This is a genomic window from Kocuria marina, from assembly GCF_000786655.1.
In the GTDB taxonomy this organism is placed as follows: domain Bacteria; phylum Actinomycetota; class Actinomycetes; order Actinomycetales; family Micrococcaceae; genus Kocuria; species Kocuria marina_A.
On sequence record NZ_JROM01000016.1, the window covers coordinates 238,921 to 253,567 of the forward strand.

Genomic DNA, 14,647 nt, shown 5'->3' on the forward strand with positions numbered 1-14,647 from the left:
AGCCGTGATGCTCCCGGAACGCTCAACGAAAGGAGTTCGTCATGAACTCACCACGGATCGAACCGGCCGTCATGGTCCTCGAGGACGGCACGGTGTTCGAGGGCCGCGCCTGGGGTGCTCCCGGCACGGCGTTCGGCGAAGCGGTCTTCGCGACCGGGATGACCGGCTACCAGGAGACGCTGACCGACCCCTCCTACGCGGGGCAGATCGTGATCCAGACCGCCCCCCACATCGGCAACACGGGCGTGAACCCGGACGACATGGAGTCCCGCAAGATCTGGGTCAACGGCTTCGTGGTGCGTGACCCCGCGCGCCGACCCTCCAACTGGCGCAGTGAACGCTCCCTGGACGACGAGCTGGCCGAGCAGGGCATCACCGGGATCCAGGGCGTGGACACCCGCGCGCTGACCCGCCACCTGCGCGACAAGGGCGCGATGCGCGCCGGGATCTTCTCCGGCGAGCAGGCCGGTGAGCCCGTGGCCCAGCTCGTGCAGCGGGTCGCCGAACAGCCGGGGATGGCTGGCCGCGCGCTCGCCGAGCACGTGAGCACGGACGAGACCTACGTGGTGGAGCCGCGCGAGCACGGCTGGGACGCCCCGGTGCGCCATGAAGTGGTCGCGGTGGACCTGGGGATCAAGTCCATGACCCCGCAGCGCCTGGCCGAACGCGGTGTCCGTGTGCACGTGGTGCCCGCGGACGTGAGCTTCGAGCAGGTGCAGGCGCTGCACCCGGACGGCGTGTTCTTCTCGAACGGCCCGGGGGACCCGGCCACCGCGGACGAGCAGGTGGCCCTGCTGCGCCGCGTGCTGGACGAGGGCATCCCGTTCTTCGGCATCTGCTTCGGGAACCAGCTGCTGGGCCGCGCGCTGGGCTTCGGCACGTACAAGCTCACGTTCGGTCACCGCGGGATCAACCAGCCGGTCATGGACCTCGCCACGGGCAAGGTGGAGATCACCTCCCAGAACCACGGCTTCGCGGTGGACGCGCCCGTGGGGGAGCCCGTGACCGCGCCCGAGTCCCGCTACGGGCGGGTCAGTGTGTCCCACGTGGGGCTCAACGACGACGTCGTGGAAGGACTGCGCTGCGAGGACATCCCCGCGTTCTCGGTGCAGTACCACCCCGAGGCCGCCGCGGGTCCGCACGACTCCGCCTACCTCTTCGACCGCTTTATCGACATGATGGACCGGGCCGGTCAGAGCCCCGATTCGGAAGCAGGAGACAAGTAATGCCCCGCAGGCAAGACCTCAACAGCGTCCTGGTGATCGGCTCCGGTCCCATCGTGATCGGGCAGGCCGCGGAGTTCGACTACTCCGGGACCCAGGCCCTGCGCGTCCTCAAGGACGAGGGGCTGCGCATGATCCTGGTCAACTCCAACCCGGCCACGATCATGACCGATCCCGAGTTCGCGGACGCCACCTACGTGGAGCCCATCACCCCGGAGACGGTCGAGAAGATCATCGCGAAGGAACGTCCCGACGCCGTGCTGCCCACCCTGGGCGGGCAGACAGCGCTGAACACGGCCCTGGCCCTGGACGCCAACGGCGTGCTCGAGAAGTACGACGTCGAGCTGATCGGCGCGGACGTGGACGCGATCAACCTGGGCGAGGACCGCGAGGCCTTCAAGGGCGTCGTCGAACGCTGCGGCGCGGAATCCGCGCGCTCGATCATCGTGCACTCCATGGACGAGGCGCTCGTCGCCGCCGAGAAGCTCGGTTACCCCATGGTCGTGCGCCCGTCCTTCACGATGGGCGGACTGGGCTCGGGTCTCGCGTACGACGAGACCGATCTGCACCGCATCGCCGGTGCCGGGATCCAGTACTCACCCACCTCGGAGGTGCTCCTCGAGGAGTCCATCCTGGGGTGGAAGGAGTACGAGCTCGAGATGATGCGCGACGCCAACGACAACGTGGTGGTCGTGTGCTCGATCGAGAACGTGGACCCGGTGGGCGTGCACACGGGCGATTCGATCACCGTGGCCCCGGCCCTGACCCTGACCGACCGCGAGTACCAGCGCATGCGTGACATCGCGATCGCCGTGATCCGTGAAGTGGGCGTGGACACAGGCGGGTGCAACATCCAGTTCGCGGTGGAACCCGCGACCGGGCGGATCGTGGTCATCGAGATGAACCCGCGCGTCTCCCGTTCCTCGGCGCTCGCGTCCAAGGCCACGGGCTTCCCGATCGCCAAGATCGCGACCAAGCTGTCCCTGGGGTACACGCTCGACGAGATCCCCAATGACATCACGCAGAAGACCCCCGCGAGCTTCGAGCCCACCCTGGACTACGTGGTCGTGAAGGTCCCGCGCTTCGCGTTCGAGAAGTTCCCGGCCGCGGACCCCACGCTGACTACAACCATGAAGTCGGTGGGCGAGGCCATGGCGATCGGGCGCAACTTCACCGAGGCGCTGCAGAAGGCCATGCGCTCGCTCGAGCAGAAGGGTTCGTCCTTCAGCTTCGCCCGCCCGGCCGTGGAGCCCGGGCCCAACACGGTGGCCCGGCTCGTGGAGACGTGCCGCGAGACCACCACCCACCGGTTGCGCAACGTGCAGCAGGCCCTTCTCGCGGGTGCGAGCGTGGAACAAGTCTTCGAGGCCACGGCGATCGACCCGTGGTTCCTCGACCAGATCCAGTTGCTCAACGAGACCGCGGACCTGGTGCGCGCGGACCCGGACCTGCGCCCGGTCACGCTGCGGGAGGCCAAGCGCCACGGCTTCTCCGACGCCCAGATCGGTGAGCTGGTCCACCTCGAGGAATCGGTGGTGCGCGGGGTGCGCCACGCGCTGGACATCCGCCCCGTCTACAAGACCGTGGACACGTGCGCCGCCGAGTTCGAGGCGTTCACCCCGTACCACTACTCGAGCTACGACCGCGAAACGGAGGTGGCCCCGCACGAGAAGCCTTCGGTCATGATCCTGGGTTCCGGGCCCAACCGGATCGGGCAGGGGATCGAATTCGACTACTCGTGCGTGCACGCGTCCATGGTGTTGCGCGAGGCCGGGTACGAGACCGTGATGCTCAACTGCAACCCGGAGACCGTTTCGACCGACTACGACATCTCCACGAGGCTGTACTTCGAACCGCTCACGTTCGAGGACGTCATGGAGGTCGTGGAGGCCGAGCGCCGCTCGGGTGGGCTGCTCGGTGTCTTCGTGCAGCTCGGCGGGCAGACCCCGCTCAAGCTCGCGGCAGACCTCAAGGCCGCGGGCGTGCCGATCCTCGGGACGACCCCCGAGGCGATCGACCTGGCGGAGGACCGCGGGGAGTTCGCGCGCGTGCTCACTGAGGCGGGGTTGCGCCAGCCCAAGAACGGCACGGCCCACACCTTCGAGCAGGCCAGCCGGATCGCCCACGAGATCGGCTACCCCGTGCTGGTGCGCCCGTCCTACGTGCTCGGTGGGCGCGGGATGGAGATCGTCTACGACGAGGCGTCCCTGAAGTCCTACCTCGAGAACGCGACCGAGGTCAGCCCGAGCCGCCCGGCCCTGATCGATAAGTTCCTCGAGGACGCGATCGAGATCGACGTGGACGCGCTCTACGACGGCAAGGACTGCTACGTGGGCGGGATCATGGAGCACATCGAGGAGGCCGGGATCCACTCCGGTGACTCCGCGTGCGTGCTGCCCCCCATCACCCTGGGCCCGGACGTGATCTCCCGCGTGCGCGAGGCCACCGAAGCCATTGCGCGCGGCGTGGGCGTGAGGGGTCTGATCAACCTGCAGTTCGCTCTCGCCTCGGATGTGCTCTACGTGATCGAGGCCAACCCGCGGGCCTCGCGCACGGTGCCGTTCGTGTCCAAGGCCACGGGCGTGCAGATGGCCAAGGCCGCCGCGCTGATCGGCACCGGGCGCACCGTGGCCGAGCTGCGCGAGCAGGGGATGCTCCCCGCGGACTACGACGGCACGACCCTGCCCGAGCAGACCCCCACCGCGGTCAAGGAGGTCGTGCTGCCGTTCGCGCGCTTCCGTACCCCGGAGGGCACCGTGGTGGACTCGCTGCTGGGTCCCGAGATGCGCTCCACGGGTGAGGTCATGGGCATCGACCGGTACTTCGACACCGCGTTCGCCAAGGCGCAGGCCGCCGCGGGCGGGCCGCTGCCCACGTCCGGACGGTTGTTCGTCTCGGTCGCCAACAAGGACAAGCGCTCCGCGGTGATCCCCGTGAAGATGTTCGCGGACCTGGGCTTCGAGATCGTCTCCACGGGCGGCACGGCCCAGGTGCTGCGGCGCAACGGCATCGAGTCCACGGTCGTGGCCAAGATCGCCGACGCCGACGACGGGTCCCCCTCGGTCGCGGACCTGATCACGGACGGGAAGATCGACCTGATCTTCAACACGCCCTCCGGCGGTCAGCAGGCCCGCGGCGACGGGTACCAGATCCGTGCGGCGGCCACGTCCGTGGGTGTGCCCACCATGACCACGGTCTCGGAGCTCGGTGCAGCACTGCAGGCGATCACCGCGCAGCGGCAGTACTCGTGGTCCGTGACGTCCCTGCAGGAGCACGAGCAGAAGCTGCGGGAGCAGGTCGCCGCGGGGGACACCCGTGGCTGAGTCCGAGCGTGTTCCCTTCGGGGCCCGCCTCGAACGGGCGATGACCGTTGCGGGTCCGCTGTGCGTGGGGATCGACCCCCACCCCTCCTTGCTGGACGCGTGGGCTCTGCCCGCCACGGCGCAGGGCCTCGAGCGCTTCGCGCTGCGCGTCCTCGAAGCCGCAGCGGAGCGGTGCGCGGCCGTGAAACCGCAGGTCGCCCTGTTCGAGGCGTACGGTTCCGCGGGCTTCGCGGTGCTCGAGCGCGTCCTGCGGGAGTCCCGCGAGGCCGGGCTGCTGAGCATCGCGGACGCCAAGCGCGGGGACATCGGTTCCACCATGGCTGCCTACGCGAGCGCGTGGCTCTCCGACGACTCGCCCCTCGCGGCCGACGCCGTGACGCTGAGTCCCTACCTCGGCTTCGAGTCCCTGCGTCCGGCCCTGGACCTCGCGCGTGGGACCGGGCGCGGGACGTTCGTGCTCGCGCTGACCTCCAACCCGGAGGGCGCGTCCGTCCAGCACGTGGGCGGCACCGGGTCCGTGGCCGGGTCCGTCCTGGCCGCGATCGCCCGGGAGAACGCGACGGCGCAGCCCCGGCCGGGCACGGCGTCGTCGTCCCCGGAAGGTTCGACGGCGCCGTCGGACGGTGCTGCCGCGGCGGCCGATCGCGGTGTCACCGGCGCGAATACGGGGGCCGGGAACAATCGTAATGAAATCGTGACGTCACCGTCGGTGGCCACCCTGGGCTCGTGCGGAGCGGTGATCGGGGCGACCGTGGGAGAGGCCCTAGCGTCCCTGGACATCGATCTGAGCACCCTGAACGGGCCGATCCTGGCCCCCGGTTACGGTGCCCAGGGCGCGGACGCCGCGGCCGTGGCCACGGTGTTTGAGCACGTCAGGCCCACAGTGCTCGCGAACTCCTCGCGAGGTGTACTGCGTCACGGTCCGGACGTCCCCGCGCTGCGGGACGCCATCGACCGCAGCACCGAGGAATTACGCACGCACCTCCAGCTGTCCTGAGACCCCCGTGAACGCCCCCTGGCGGCGGCCCGAAAGGCCACGTCAGGGGGCGTTCATTGTGTGTACGGCGGCAAACGTGTCCGGTACTTTCAGGGGGACGGCTTGCGTGCGTCCCCCCCCCATCAGGCGCACGGCCGAGCCGCTGTCACACGAGGAGGAGAGCTGGGCATGGCATTGCGGCCACTGACGGACGAAGAGCGCGCACGCGCGCGCGAGAAAGCCACGGCGGCGCGGACCGCGCGGGCGGAGATCAAGAAGGGACTGCGGGACGGGTCGATCACCGTGGCGCAAGTGCTGCGCAGGGGCGAGGAGGACGAAGCCGTCAGCCGCCTGAAGGTCACCGAACTGCTCGAGGCCACCCCCGGGATCGGGAAGGTGCGCTCGGCGGCGATCATGGAGCAGATCGGGATCGCACCCACCCGTCGGGTGCGTGGCCTGGGTCAGCACCAGCGCAAGGCGCTCGTGGACTACCTGGACCGCTGAACCCCGGTCCCCGATCCGCCCCACCCCGGGCGCGACCGCCGGGACCCACGGTTGATACAGTGACGGGCGAGCTGACCGCTCGCCCGTCACCGTCATCTTCGGGAGGTACCCGTGCGTCCCACACCCACCGTGACCGTTCTGGCCGGCCCCACGGCCGTGGGCAAAGGAACGGTGTCCACCTACATCCGGGACCACTACCCGCAGGTGTGGTTGTCCGTCTCGGCCACCACGCGTGCGCCGCGGCCCGGCGAGGTGGACGGCGTGCACTACTTCTTCGTCAGCGACGCCGAGTTCGACGACATGATCGAGCGTCACGACCTGCTCGAATGGGCGGTCGTGCACAACCTCAACCGGTACGGCACACCGCGCCACAAGGTCGAGGAGGCGCTCGCGGCGGGGCGCAGTGTCCTGCTCGAGATCGACTTGCAGGGAGCGCGCAGCGTGCGCCAGACCATGCCGGACGCCCAGTTCGTGTTCCTGGCCCCGCCGAGTTGGGAGGAAATGGTGCACCGGCTCGTGGGCCGGGGCACCGAGACCCCCGAGCAACAGCAGCGTCGGCTGGAAACGGCTAAACTGGAACTCGCGGCGCAACCCGAGTTCGATCACACCGTCGTCAACGACACGGTGGAACGCGCCGCCGCCGAACTCGTGGCCCTCATGGGGTTGCCGAGCACATCGCACCGTTGAGGCGGTCAGCCGCCCCGGATCCGCGCAGCCCCCACGGCCAGTAGCACCATCTTTCCCGTCCACCACAGGAGTCATGAAACACGTGAGCACGAACAACGAAGGCATCGTCAACCCGCCCGTCGATCGGTTGCTCGACAAGACGGATTCCAAGTACGGCCTGGTGATCTTCGGTGCCCGCCGCGCCCGCCAGATCAACGCATACTACTCGCAGTTGCACGAGGGTCTGTTCGAGTACGTGGGTCCGCTCGTGGACACCCAGCTCAACGAGAAGCCCCTGTCCATCGCGTTCCGCGAGATCGACGAGGGCCTGATCGAGGCCGTGCATGTGGACCACACCGGGTTCACCCCCAACGGCCAGATGGTCAGCGACGAACCCACCGCCACGGACATGTTCACCGGCGACTTCTTCGCCCAGGGTGAGCAGGACGGCACCGCGGTGTTCTCCGACGGCGTCCAGCTGGGGGAGACCTCCGAGGAGACCCCGGCCACGGACACCGAGGACCCCGCCGAGGGTTCCGCGGAGTCCTCCGAGCAGTGACCGACCCGCTCGGCCGCGACGCCCCCGTCCCCGCCCCGCCCCGCGCCCCGTTGCGCGTGGTGTTGGGTGTGGGCGGGGGCATCGCCGCATACAAGGCCGCCCTGCTGTCCCGGTTGTTCTCCGAGGCCGGTCACCACGTGGTGCCCATGCCCACCGAGGCCGCCCTGCAGTTCGTGGGCGCGCCCACGTGGGAGGCGCTCACCGGCGAGCACGTCTCGGGGTCGGTCTTCGACCGGATCGACACGGTCAATCACGTGGCCCAGGGCCAGGCAGCGGACCTCGTGGTGATCGCCCCGGCCACGGCGGACCTCATGGCCCGGGTGGCCCACGGGCACGCGGACGACCTGCTGACCACCACGGTGCTCGCGACCGCCGCGCCCGTGCTGTTGGCCCCCGCCATGCACACCGAGATGTGGCAGAACCCGGCCACGCAGCGCAACGTCGCCCTGTTGCGCCAGCACGGCCACACGGTCCTCGACCCGGCCAGCGGTCGGCTCACGGGCAAGGACAGCGGCCCGGGCCGGTTACCCGAGCCGCAGGAGATCTTCGACGCCGCGCTCGCCCTCGTGGACCCCGCCTCCAGCTCCGCCCACTCATCGTCCGACGGCGACGACGCTCTGCGCGGCCGCCGCGTCCTGGTCACCGCGGGCGGGACGCGCGAAGCCCTGGATCCCGTGCGCTTCCTGGGCAACCGGTCCTCGGGCAAGCAGGGCGTGGCCCTGGCCCGTGCCGCGCGCGACGCGGGCGCACACGTGCACCTGATCGCCGCGCACGTGGAGACCGAGCTGCCGAGCGGCGTCGACATCACGCGCGTGTCCTCGGCGCGTGAGCTGCAGGACGCGACCCTGGCCGCCGCGCGCGAGGCCGACGTCGTGATCATGGCCGCCGCCGTGGCGGACTACCGCCCGGACACCGTGGGCGAGCACAAGATGAAGAAGTCCGAGGACGGCGCGGACCCCGTGATCCGGCTGGTGCGCAACCCGGACATCCTGCGCGCCGTCGTGGCCCAGCGTGCCGAGCGCTCGCTCGAGCAGCTGATCGTGGGCTTCGCCGCGGAGACCGGGGACGCCGAGCACTCGGTGCTCGACTTCGCGCGCGCCAAGCTCGAACGCAAGGGCTGCGACCTGCTCGTGCTCAACGAGGTGGGCACGGACAAGGTCTTCGGTCGCGACGACACCGAGGTCACCGTGCTCTCGGCCCGCTCGAGCGAGGACCGCGGGGCGCGCGGGACCAAGGACGAGGTCGCGCGGTTCGTGGTGCAGCGCATCGCCGAGGACGTCAGCACCGACGGGTAATGTGGTCTCCCGTGAGCGAAGCGAGCAAGCACCTGAGAATCTTCACGTCCGAGTCCGTGACCGAGGGGCACCCGGACAAGATCTGTGACCAGATCTCCGACTCGATCCTGGACGCCCTGCTGACCGAGGACCCCAATTCCTCGGTGGCCGTGGAGACCATGGTCACCACGGGCCTCGTGCACGTGGCGGGCGAGGTCAAGACGGACGCGTACGTGGAGATCCCCCACATCGTGCGTAAGACCCTGCTGGACATCGGGTACAACTCCTCCGTGCACGGTTTCGACGGTGAGTTCTGCGGTGTGTCCATCAGCGTGGGCGAGCAGTCCAACGAGATCTACGAGGGTGTGTTCACCTCCCTCGAGGAGCGCACCGGTGCCGCGCGTGACCCCCGGGACGCCCAGGGTGCGGGGGACCAGGGCATCATGTTCGGGTACGCCTCGGACGAGACCGACACGCTCATGCCCGCCCCCATCCTGTTGGCGCACCGGCTGTCCGAGCAGCTCACCCGTGTGCGTAAGACCGCGGTGCTGCCCGGTCTGCGTCCGGACGGCAAGACCCAGGTGACCCTGGGTTACGACGGGCACACCCCCGTCTCCGTGGACACCGTGGTCGTCTCCTCCCAGCACGCGGAGAACTACGACCTGGACCAGCTCACCCGCGATCTCACGACCAGCGTGATCAGCCCCGTCCTGGAGGACTCCGGACTGGACCTGTCCGCAACAAAGATCATCGTCAACCCCGCGGGCAACTTCGTGCGCGGCGGGCCCGTGGGGGACGCCGGGCTGACCGGACGCAAGATCATCGTGGACACCTACGGCGGCATGGCCCGCCACGGTGGCGGTGCGTTCTCCGGCAAGGACCCCTCCAAGGTGGACCGCTCCGCCGCGTACGCGATGCGCTGGGTCGCCAAGAACGTCGTGGCCGCCGGACTGGCCCGCCGGGCGGAGGTCCAGGTGGCCTACGCGATCGGCCAGGCCCGTCCCGTGGGCCTGTACGTGGAGACCTTCGGCACCGAGACCGTGGACCCCGCGCGGATCGAGAAGGCGATCTCCGAGGTCTTCGACCTGCGGCCGCTGGCGATCATCGAGGACCTGGACCTCAAGCGCCCCATCTACGCCAAGACCGCCGCCCACGGTCATTTCGGCCGCACCGACCCCGATTTCACGTGGGAGCGCACGGACCGGGTCCAGGAGTTGCGTTCCGCCGCGGGGCTGTGAGCCCCGGCCCCGCCGGGAGGGAGCCCGCCACGCCGGAGTCCCCCAGGCCGGACTCGGCGGGCACCGCACCCCCGGACTCCGCGACTGCGGGTTCCATCCCCGCGGGCCGGGACACCCCCGAGCGGGACACGTCCGGTGAGCAACTCGCGCTCGCAGGTCTGCCCGAGGCCGCACCCCCGTCCCAGCCACGTTCTTCGCCCCGAAAACCTCTAGGCTCCGAGGGCCGCGCCGCGCACGACCCCGTGGCCAAGGTCTTGCTCGAGGCCTACGTCCCGCACCTGGACCGGGTCTTCGACTACCGCGTGACCGCTGCCCTCGACGAGCAAGCGGTCGTGGGGTCCAAGGTCTCGGTGGTCTTCGCGGGTCGGAAGATGTCCGGGTGGGTCGTGGACCGCGTGGCCCACACGGACGTTCCCGAGGACCGTCTGCTGCCCATCCGTCGCGTGCTCACGCCGCTGCCGGTGGCCCGCCCCGAGATCGTCGAGCTCGCGCAGGCCGTGGCCGAACGCTGCGCCGGCACGGTCGCGGACGTCCTGCGGGTCGCGATCGCCCCGCGGGTCGCGCGGGTGGACAAGGAATTCAGCACGCCCGAAGCCGCCGGGACCTCCGAGACGGACGTCGCGGATCCGGACGTCGACGCCGCGGCGCCGGCCGGCGTATCAGCGGGCTCCGCTCCCGACGGCGCCGTCTCGGGTCATCTCGCGCGGGCTACAGGCAACACCACCGAAGGACTTCCGGGTCAAGAACCGTCCCGGGACGAGGCCGCGCTCGACGGCACGGCCGCCGACGACGCCACGGAAGCGAACCCGACCGCCGCGCCCGCACCCGAACACGCGTCGTCGTCCCCCGGGGAACCCCCGACGACCGGCTGGCAGCACTACGCGGGCGGCCCGGAGTTCGCGGCGTCCGTGGCGCGCGGTGAGCCGGCGCGCGCGGTCGTGGAAGTGCTGCCCTCGGCCGAGGACCACGACTGGGCGGTGCTGACCGCGAGCGCCATGGCCACCGCGTACGCCGCCGGTCGCGGCGCGGTGGGCGTGGTCGCGGATCACAAGGCACTCGAGCGGCTCGAAAGGGCGCTGTGCGAGCTGGTGGGGGAGGATGCCGTCGTGCGCCTGCACGCCGACGACGGGCCCACGCCCCGCTACCGGGGGTTCCTCGAACTCGCGCTCGGGAAGAAGCGCCTGGCCGTGGGCACGCGCTCCACCGCGTACGCGCCCGTGCAGGATCTCGCGCTCGTGTGCTGTCACGACGACGGGGACGTGAACTTCGTGGAGCAGCGCGCCCCCTACCAGCACACCCGGGACGTGCTGTTGCTGCGCGCCCAGCTGCAGGGTGTGGCCGCGTTGTTCACGGGGTACGCGGTGACTCCCGAGGCGCTGCGGCTCGTGGCCACGGGATGGGCGGCGCGGGTGGCGCCCGATCGCGCGGACCTGCGCCGGTTCTCCCCACGCATCGAGGCGACCTCCGATTCCTACAACACCGCGCGCGATCCGCTCGCGGCGCGCGCCCGGTTGCCGCACGAGGCGTTCCGGGTGGCACGCGAGGCCCTGAAGTCCGGGCCCGTGCTCGTGCAGGTGGCGCGCAAGGGCTACGCTCCCGTGCTCGCCTGCCAGCGGTGTCGCACGCCCGCGCGCTGCCAAGCGTGTGACGGGCCCCTCGCGCTGAGCTCCGCCCACGCCGTGCCGGTGTGCACGTGGTGCGGGCGTCACGCCCATGACTGGCGGTGCGTGGAGTGCGGGTTCACCCGGGTGCGATTGAGCTCCGTGGGGGCGTCCCGGACCGTGGAGGAGCTGGGCCGATCGTTCCCGCAGGTCCCCGTGATCTCGTCGAGCGACCGCACGGTGCGCACCACGGTCGGGGCGGAACCGGCGCTCGTGGTGGCGACCCCGGGGGCCGAGCCCGTGGCGTCGGGCGGGTACGCCGCGGCCCTGTTGCTGGACGGGAACCAGATGCTCGCCCGGCCGTGGCTGCGCGCGGAGGAGCAGACACTGCGGCGGTGGTTCAATGCCGCAGCACTCGTGCGGGCGGGTGGGCACGGCGGGACCGTGGTGGTGACCGCGGATCAGGACCGCGCGGTTGGGGCGCTCGTGCGCTGGGACCCGGCGGGCCACGCCGAGCGGGAACTTCGGGAGCGCCACGAACTCGGATTGCCGCCGGCGGTGCGTACCGCGGCGCTGACCGGTCCGCGCGACGCAGTGGAGGCCACCCTCCGGGATCTGCGTCTACCGGAACAGGTCCGGGTCGTGGGACCGGCACCGGTCGAGCAGGCCGTGGGCAACGGCGCCGACGTCCCGCACGCCGAGCCCCGTCCCGCCACGCTGGACGTGCCCTCCGGCACCTCGAGTGCTCGGATGGAACGCGCGTCGGAACGTCCCTACCGGGCGTTGCTGTTCTTCGGGTTCGGCATCGCCCCGCGCGTGACCTTGGCGCTTCGGGCTGAGAAAGCCCGCGCGTCGGCACTGCGGGAGCACGCCCCCGTGGCGGTGCGGTGCGACGTCGCGGACCTGCTGTAGGCCGGTGTCAGGCGGTTCCCCATGGCCCGGGAACCCGGCCCGGTACACCGTACTGCGACCCCGCGTCGCTGTCCCGACGACGCGCGACTCAGCCCCGCTGGTGCAGATCCCATGCCAGGTCGAGTAGTTCCCGCGCAGAGTCGTCCCACGTGTGCGCGCGTATCCGGCGCAGTCCCGCGGTGACGCGCTCGCGAGCGAGGACGGGATCGGTGAGCTCGCGCACGCGGGCGGCGAACGCGGCGTCGTCGTCGGAGGGGGCGTAGCCGGCGGCGTCCCCGGCGACCTCGTGGAAGATGGGCAGGTCCGAGCACACGACCGGCGCGCCCTGCGCGAAGGCCTCCACGAGTGGCAAGCCGTACCCCTCGGCGCGGGACGCGGTCACGAGCGCTGCGCAGGTCGACAGGAGCTCGCGGTATTCGTCCTCGCCGACCCCGCGGTGGAAGACCACGCGCGCGCCCTCGGGGATCTGCCCGCGCAGCTGCGCCTCGCGCGCCGGCGAGATCCGGGACAGCAGGTGCAGCGTGTACCCGGGCAGGTGGGCCATCGCGCGCAACAGCGTCTCCACGTTCTTGTACGGCAGGAACGAGCCCATGTAGACCAGGTCCCGCCCGCGCTCGCCGAGCCGCCGCACGGCGGTCTCCTCGGGGATCCCGGACGACGGCGCGGCGTTGGCGATTACACGCACGTCCCGTTTCGTGAGTCGGTGCGTGAGGATCTCCCGCTTCGACGTCTGCGAGACGGTGGCGACGGCGTCCGCGCGGTTGAGCGTGAGCCGCTGGGGCCACCAGGCCTTGTGGTACGCGCGCCAGCCCCACTGCACCGGCAGCGGGAGATCGCCCGGGGGCTGCGGGTGCTCGTAGTAGATCAGGTCGTGCAGCGTGAGGATCAGCTGGTGGCGGCGCCCGAGCGAGCCCATGGTCTGCATGGGGGAGAACACGACGTCGGGCGCGTACCGGCTCAGCAGCGCGCCCGTGAGCACCTCGGCCGGGGACGTCACGGACGGGCCCAGCAGCGTGGGTAGACCGTCGGGGATCAGGGCAGCCTGGGCGGGATCGCTGATCAGCGCGGCGAGCCGCACCCGAGGATCAGAGGCGACCGCGCGAGCCGTGGCGGCGAGCAGTTCGGCGCTGTAGCGGCTGATCCCGTCGTGGTGATCGGTGCGGATGTAGCGGGCGTCGAAGAGCAGCCTCACCGCTCGTCGGTCCCGTAGAGTCCACGCGCGGTGGCCTCCTTGGTGAGCTGATGCTCCCCGGAGCCGGGGTCCACCGCGGGGATCATCCCGGTGAGTTGGTCCGGGGTGGAGGCGGTCGTGTCCGCGTGGGGCAACTGGTCGTAGCCCTCGAGGGGGTCCGGCGCGGGGGAGGCCAGGAAGTCCTCGATGTAGTCCGCCGCGAGCTGGGGGGTCTCGTAGTGGATCAGGTGACCCACCCCGGGGATGATCTTGAGGCTGTGGCTGCGGATCCACGAGGCCATGGTGCGCTGCGAGCGCACGGAGCCCAGCTCGTCCTGGTCACCCACGATGAGCAGGGTGGGCATGGTCAGGTTCATCGCGACCTCCGCGACGGTGTGGGAGATCGACGCCTGATACGCCTCGGTGAGCACGTCCCGGTCGGCGAAGGTGTTGAAGTAGGCCTGGTGCTGGCGCAGCGCGTAGTTGCGGATCTCCGGGTCCTCGGACTTGACCATCACGTCCGTCATGAGTTTCACGACGGCGTTCGAGGCCAGCAGTTTGGTGCCCAACCGTCGCGGGAGGGACGCACCCGCCGAGTAGTAGAGCTCCGTGAGCTTGGTCAGCCGCTTCTGCTGTCCCGCCAGGGCGGGTTCGGAAATGGGGTTGAGCAGGATCAACCGCTCCACCATGGCGGGGTACTCCACGGCGAAGTGCGCGGCCAGGGTCGACCCGAAGGAGTGCCCCGCGAGCACGATGCCCGTCTCGCACCCCGGATGGACGGCGTTATCGGTCAGTGCCTCGAGGAACTCGCGCACGAACTCCACGTAGCCGGGCACCGAGTGTTCCCGGTCCGGGAACGGTTCCGAGCGCCCGAAACCGGGCAGGTCCGGTAGCACTACGTGGTACTTCTCGCGCAGGGCGGTCGCGATCAGCTGCAGACCGTGGTGGTCCCCGCGGAACCCGTGGAGCATCACGAGCAACGGTTTGTGTTTCTTGTCCGCGTCGTAGAACCAGTAGCGCACGCGGTACCCGTCCAATTGCACGCTGCGGCGTTCGGCGTAGGTGTTCTCCACGGGTCCTCCAGTCGTGCGGCGTCGGCGCATCCATGCTAGCCGGGAGAGGCGGGGTGGCGGGCTGGTCTAAACTGGGAGAAATCCCCACACGAGAACGGGGGACCAGGCTGTCACCGCGCCGGTACCG

11 protein-coding genes are annotated in these 14,647 nt (G+C 70.5%); 9 read left to right on the forward strand and 2 right to left on the reverse strand.

Annotated elements, in window-relative coordinates:
* Positions 1 to 41: 41 nt before the first annotated feature.
* The 9 genes from carA (at position 42) to AS25_RS03810 (ending at position 12,276) form a co-directional block, all read left to right on the forward strand.
* Positions 42 to 1,226 carry a glutamine-hydrolyzing carbamoyl-phosphate synthase small subunit gene (carA, locus tag AS25_RS03770; RefSeq protein ID WP_035961815.1) on the forward strand — a complete coding sequence of 395 codons (1,185 nt, stop codon included), beginning with the start codon at positions 42 to 44 and terminating at the stop codon, positions 1,224 to 1,226.
* Entirely contained in the window at positions 1,226 to 4,546 is a 3,321-nt protein-coding gene (carB, locus tag AS25_RS03775) for a carbamoyl-phosphate synthase large subunit (protein WP_035961823.1), read from the forward strand. Before carA ends, carB begins: the two co-directional genes overlap by 1 nt.
* On the forward strand, positions 4,539 to 5,543 hold the full coding sequence (pyrF, locus tag AS25_RS03780) for an orotidine-5'-phosphate decarboxylase (protein WP_035961828.1): 1,005 nt from the start codon (positions 4,539 to 4,541) through the stop codon (positions 5,541 to 5,543). Before carB ends, pyrF begins: the two co-directional genes overlap by 8 nt.
* Before the next feature lie 168 nt (positions 5,544 to 5,711).
* Positions 5,712 to 6,026 (forward strand): integration host factor, actinobacterial type, encoded by a 315-nt coding sequence (mihF, locus tag AS25_RS03785; protein WP_035961833.1) that lies wholly within the window; start codon positions 5,712 to 5,714, stop codon positions 6,024 to 6,026.
* A 111-nt stretch (positions 6,027 to 6,137) separates the two neighbouring features.
* Positions 6,138 to 6,713: a guanylate kinase gene (gene gmk / locus AS25_RS03790; RefSeq protein ID WP_035961839.1), complete on the forward strand. Its 576-nt coding sequence runs from the start codon at positions 6,138 to 6,140 to the stop codon at positions 6,711 to 6,713.
* A 73-nt stretch (positions 6,714 to 6,786) separates the two neighbouring features.
* A complete protein-coding gene (gene rpoZ / locus AS25_RS03795) occupies positions 6,787 to 7,251 on the forward strand; it encodes a DNA-directed RNA polymerase subunit omega (RefSeq protein WP_156960884.1) in 465 nt (154 codons plus the stop codon).
* Positions 7,248 to 8,546 (forward strand): bifunctional phosphopantothenoylcysteine decarboxylase/phosphopantothenate--cysteine ligase CoaBC, encoded by a 1,299-nt coding sequence (gene coaBC, locus AS25_RS03800; protein WP_084117979.1) that lies wholly within the window; start codon positions 7,248 to 7,250, stop codon positions 8,544 to 8,546. Before rpoZ ends, coaBC begins: the two co-directional genes overlap by 4 nt.
* 11 nt (positions 8,547 to 8,557) lie before the next feature.
* Positions 8,558 to 9,763, forward strand: coding sequence for a methionine adenosyltransferase (metK, locus tag AS25_RS03805; protein WP_143467385.1), 1,206 nt, complete (start codon positions 8,558 to 8,560; stop codon positions 9,761 to 9,763).
* Positions 9,760 to 12,276 carry a primosomal protein N' family DNA-binding protein gene (locus AS25_RS03810; protein WP_035961849.1) on the forward strand — a complete coding sequence of 839 codons (2,517 nt, stop codon included), beginning with the start codon at positions 9,760 to 9,762 and terminating at the stop codon, positions 12,274 to 12,276. The genes metK and AS25_RS03810 overlap by 4 nt, the downstream gene beginning before the upstream one ends.
* A gap of 88 nt (positions 12,277 to 12,364) precedes the next feature.
* Here the strand turns inward: AS25_RS03810 and AS25_RS03815 are convergent, their stop codons facing one another.
* Both AS25_RS03815 and AS25_RS03820 read right to left on the reverse strand, forming a co-directional pair.
* Positions 12,365 to 13,468: a glycosyltransferase family 4 protein gene (locus AS25_RS03815; RefSeq protein ID WP_035961855.1), complete on the reverse strand. Its 1,104-nt coding sequence runs from the start codon at positions 13,466 to 13,468 to the stop codon at positions 12,365 to 12,367.
* On the reverse strand, positions 13,465 to 14,520 hold the full coding sequence (locus tag AS25_RS03820; protein ID WP_035961862.1) for an alpha/beta fold hydrolase: 1,056 nt from the start codon (positions 14,518 to 14,520) through the stop codon (positions 13,465 to 13,467). The genes AS25_RS03815 and AS25_RS03820 overlap by 4 nt, the downstream gene beginning before the upstream one ends.
* Positions 14,521 to 14,647 lie beyond the last annotated feature (127 nt).

Excerpts from the sequence above, each read along its gene's own strand:
- carA (WP_035961815.1), top strand. The coding sequence starts at position 42 with ATGAACTCACCACGGATCGAACCGGCCGTCATGGTCCTCGAGGACGGC.
- carB (WP_035961823.1), top strand. The coding sequence starts at position 1,226 with ATGCCCCGCAGGCAAGACCTCAACAGCGTCCTGGTGATCGGCTCCGGT.
- mihF (WP_035961833.1), top strand. The coding sequence starts at position 5,712 with ATGGCATTGCGGCCACTGACGGACGAAGAGCGCGCACGCGCGCGCGAG.
- rpoZ (WP_156960884.1), top strand. The coding sequence starts at position 6,787 with ATGAAACACGTGAGCACGAACAACGAAGGCATCGTCAACCCGCCCGTC.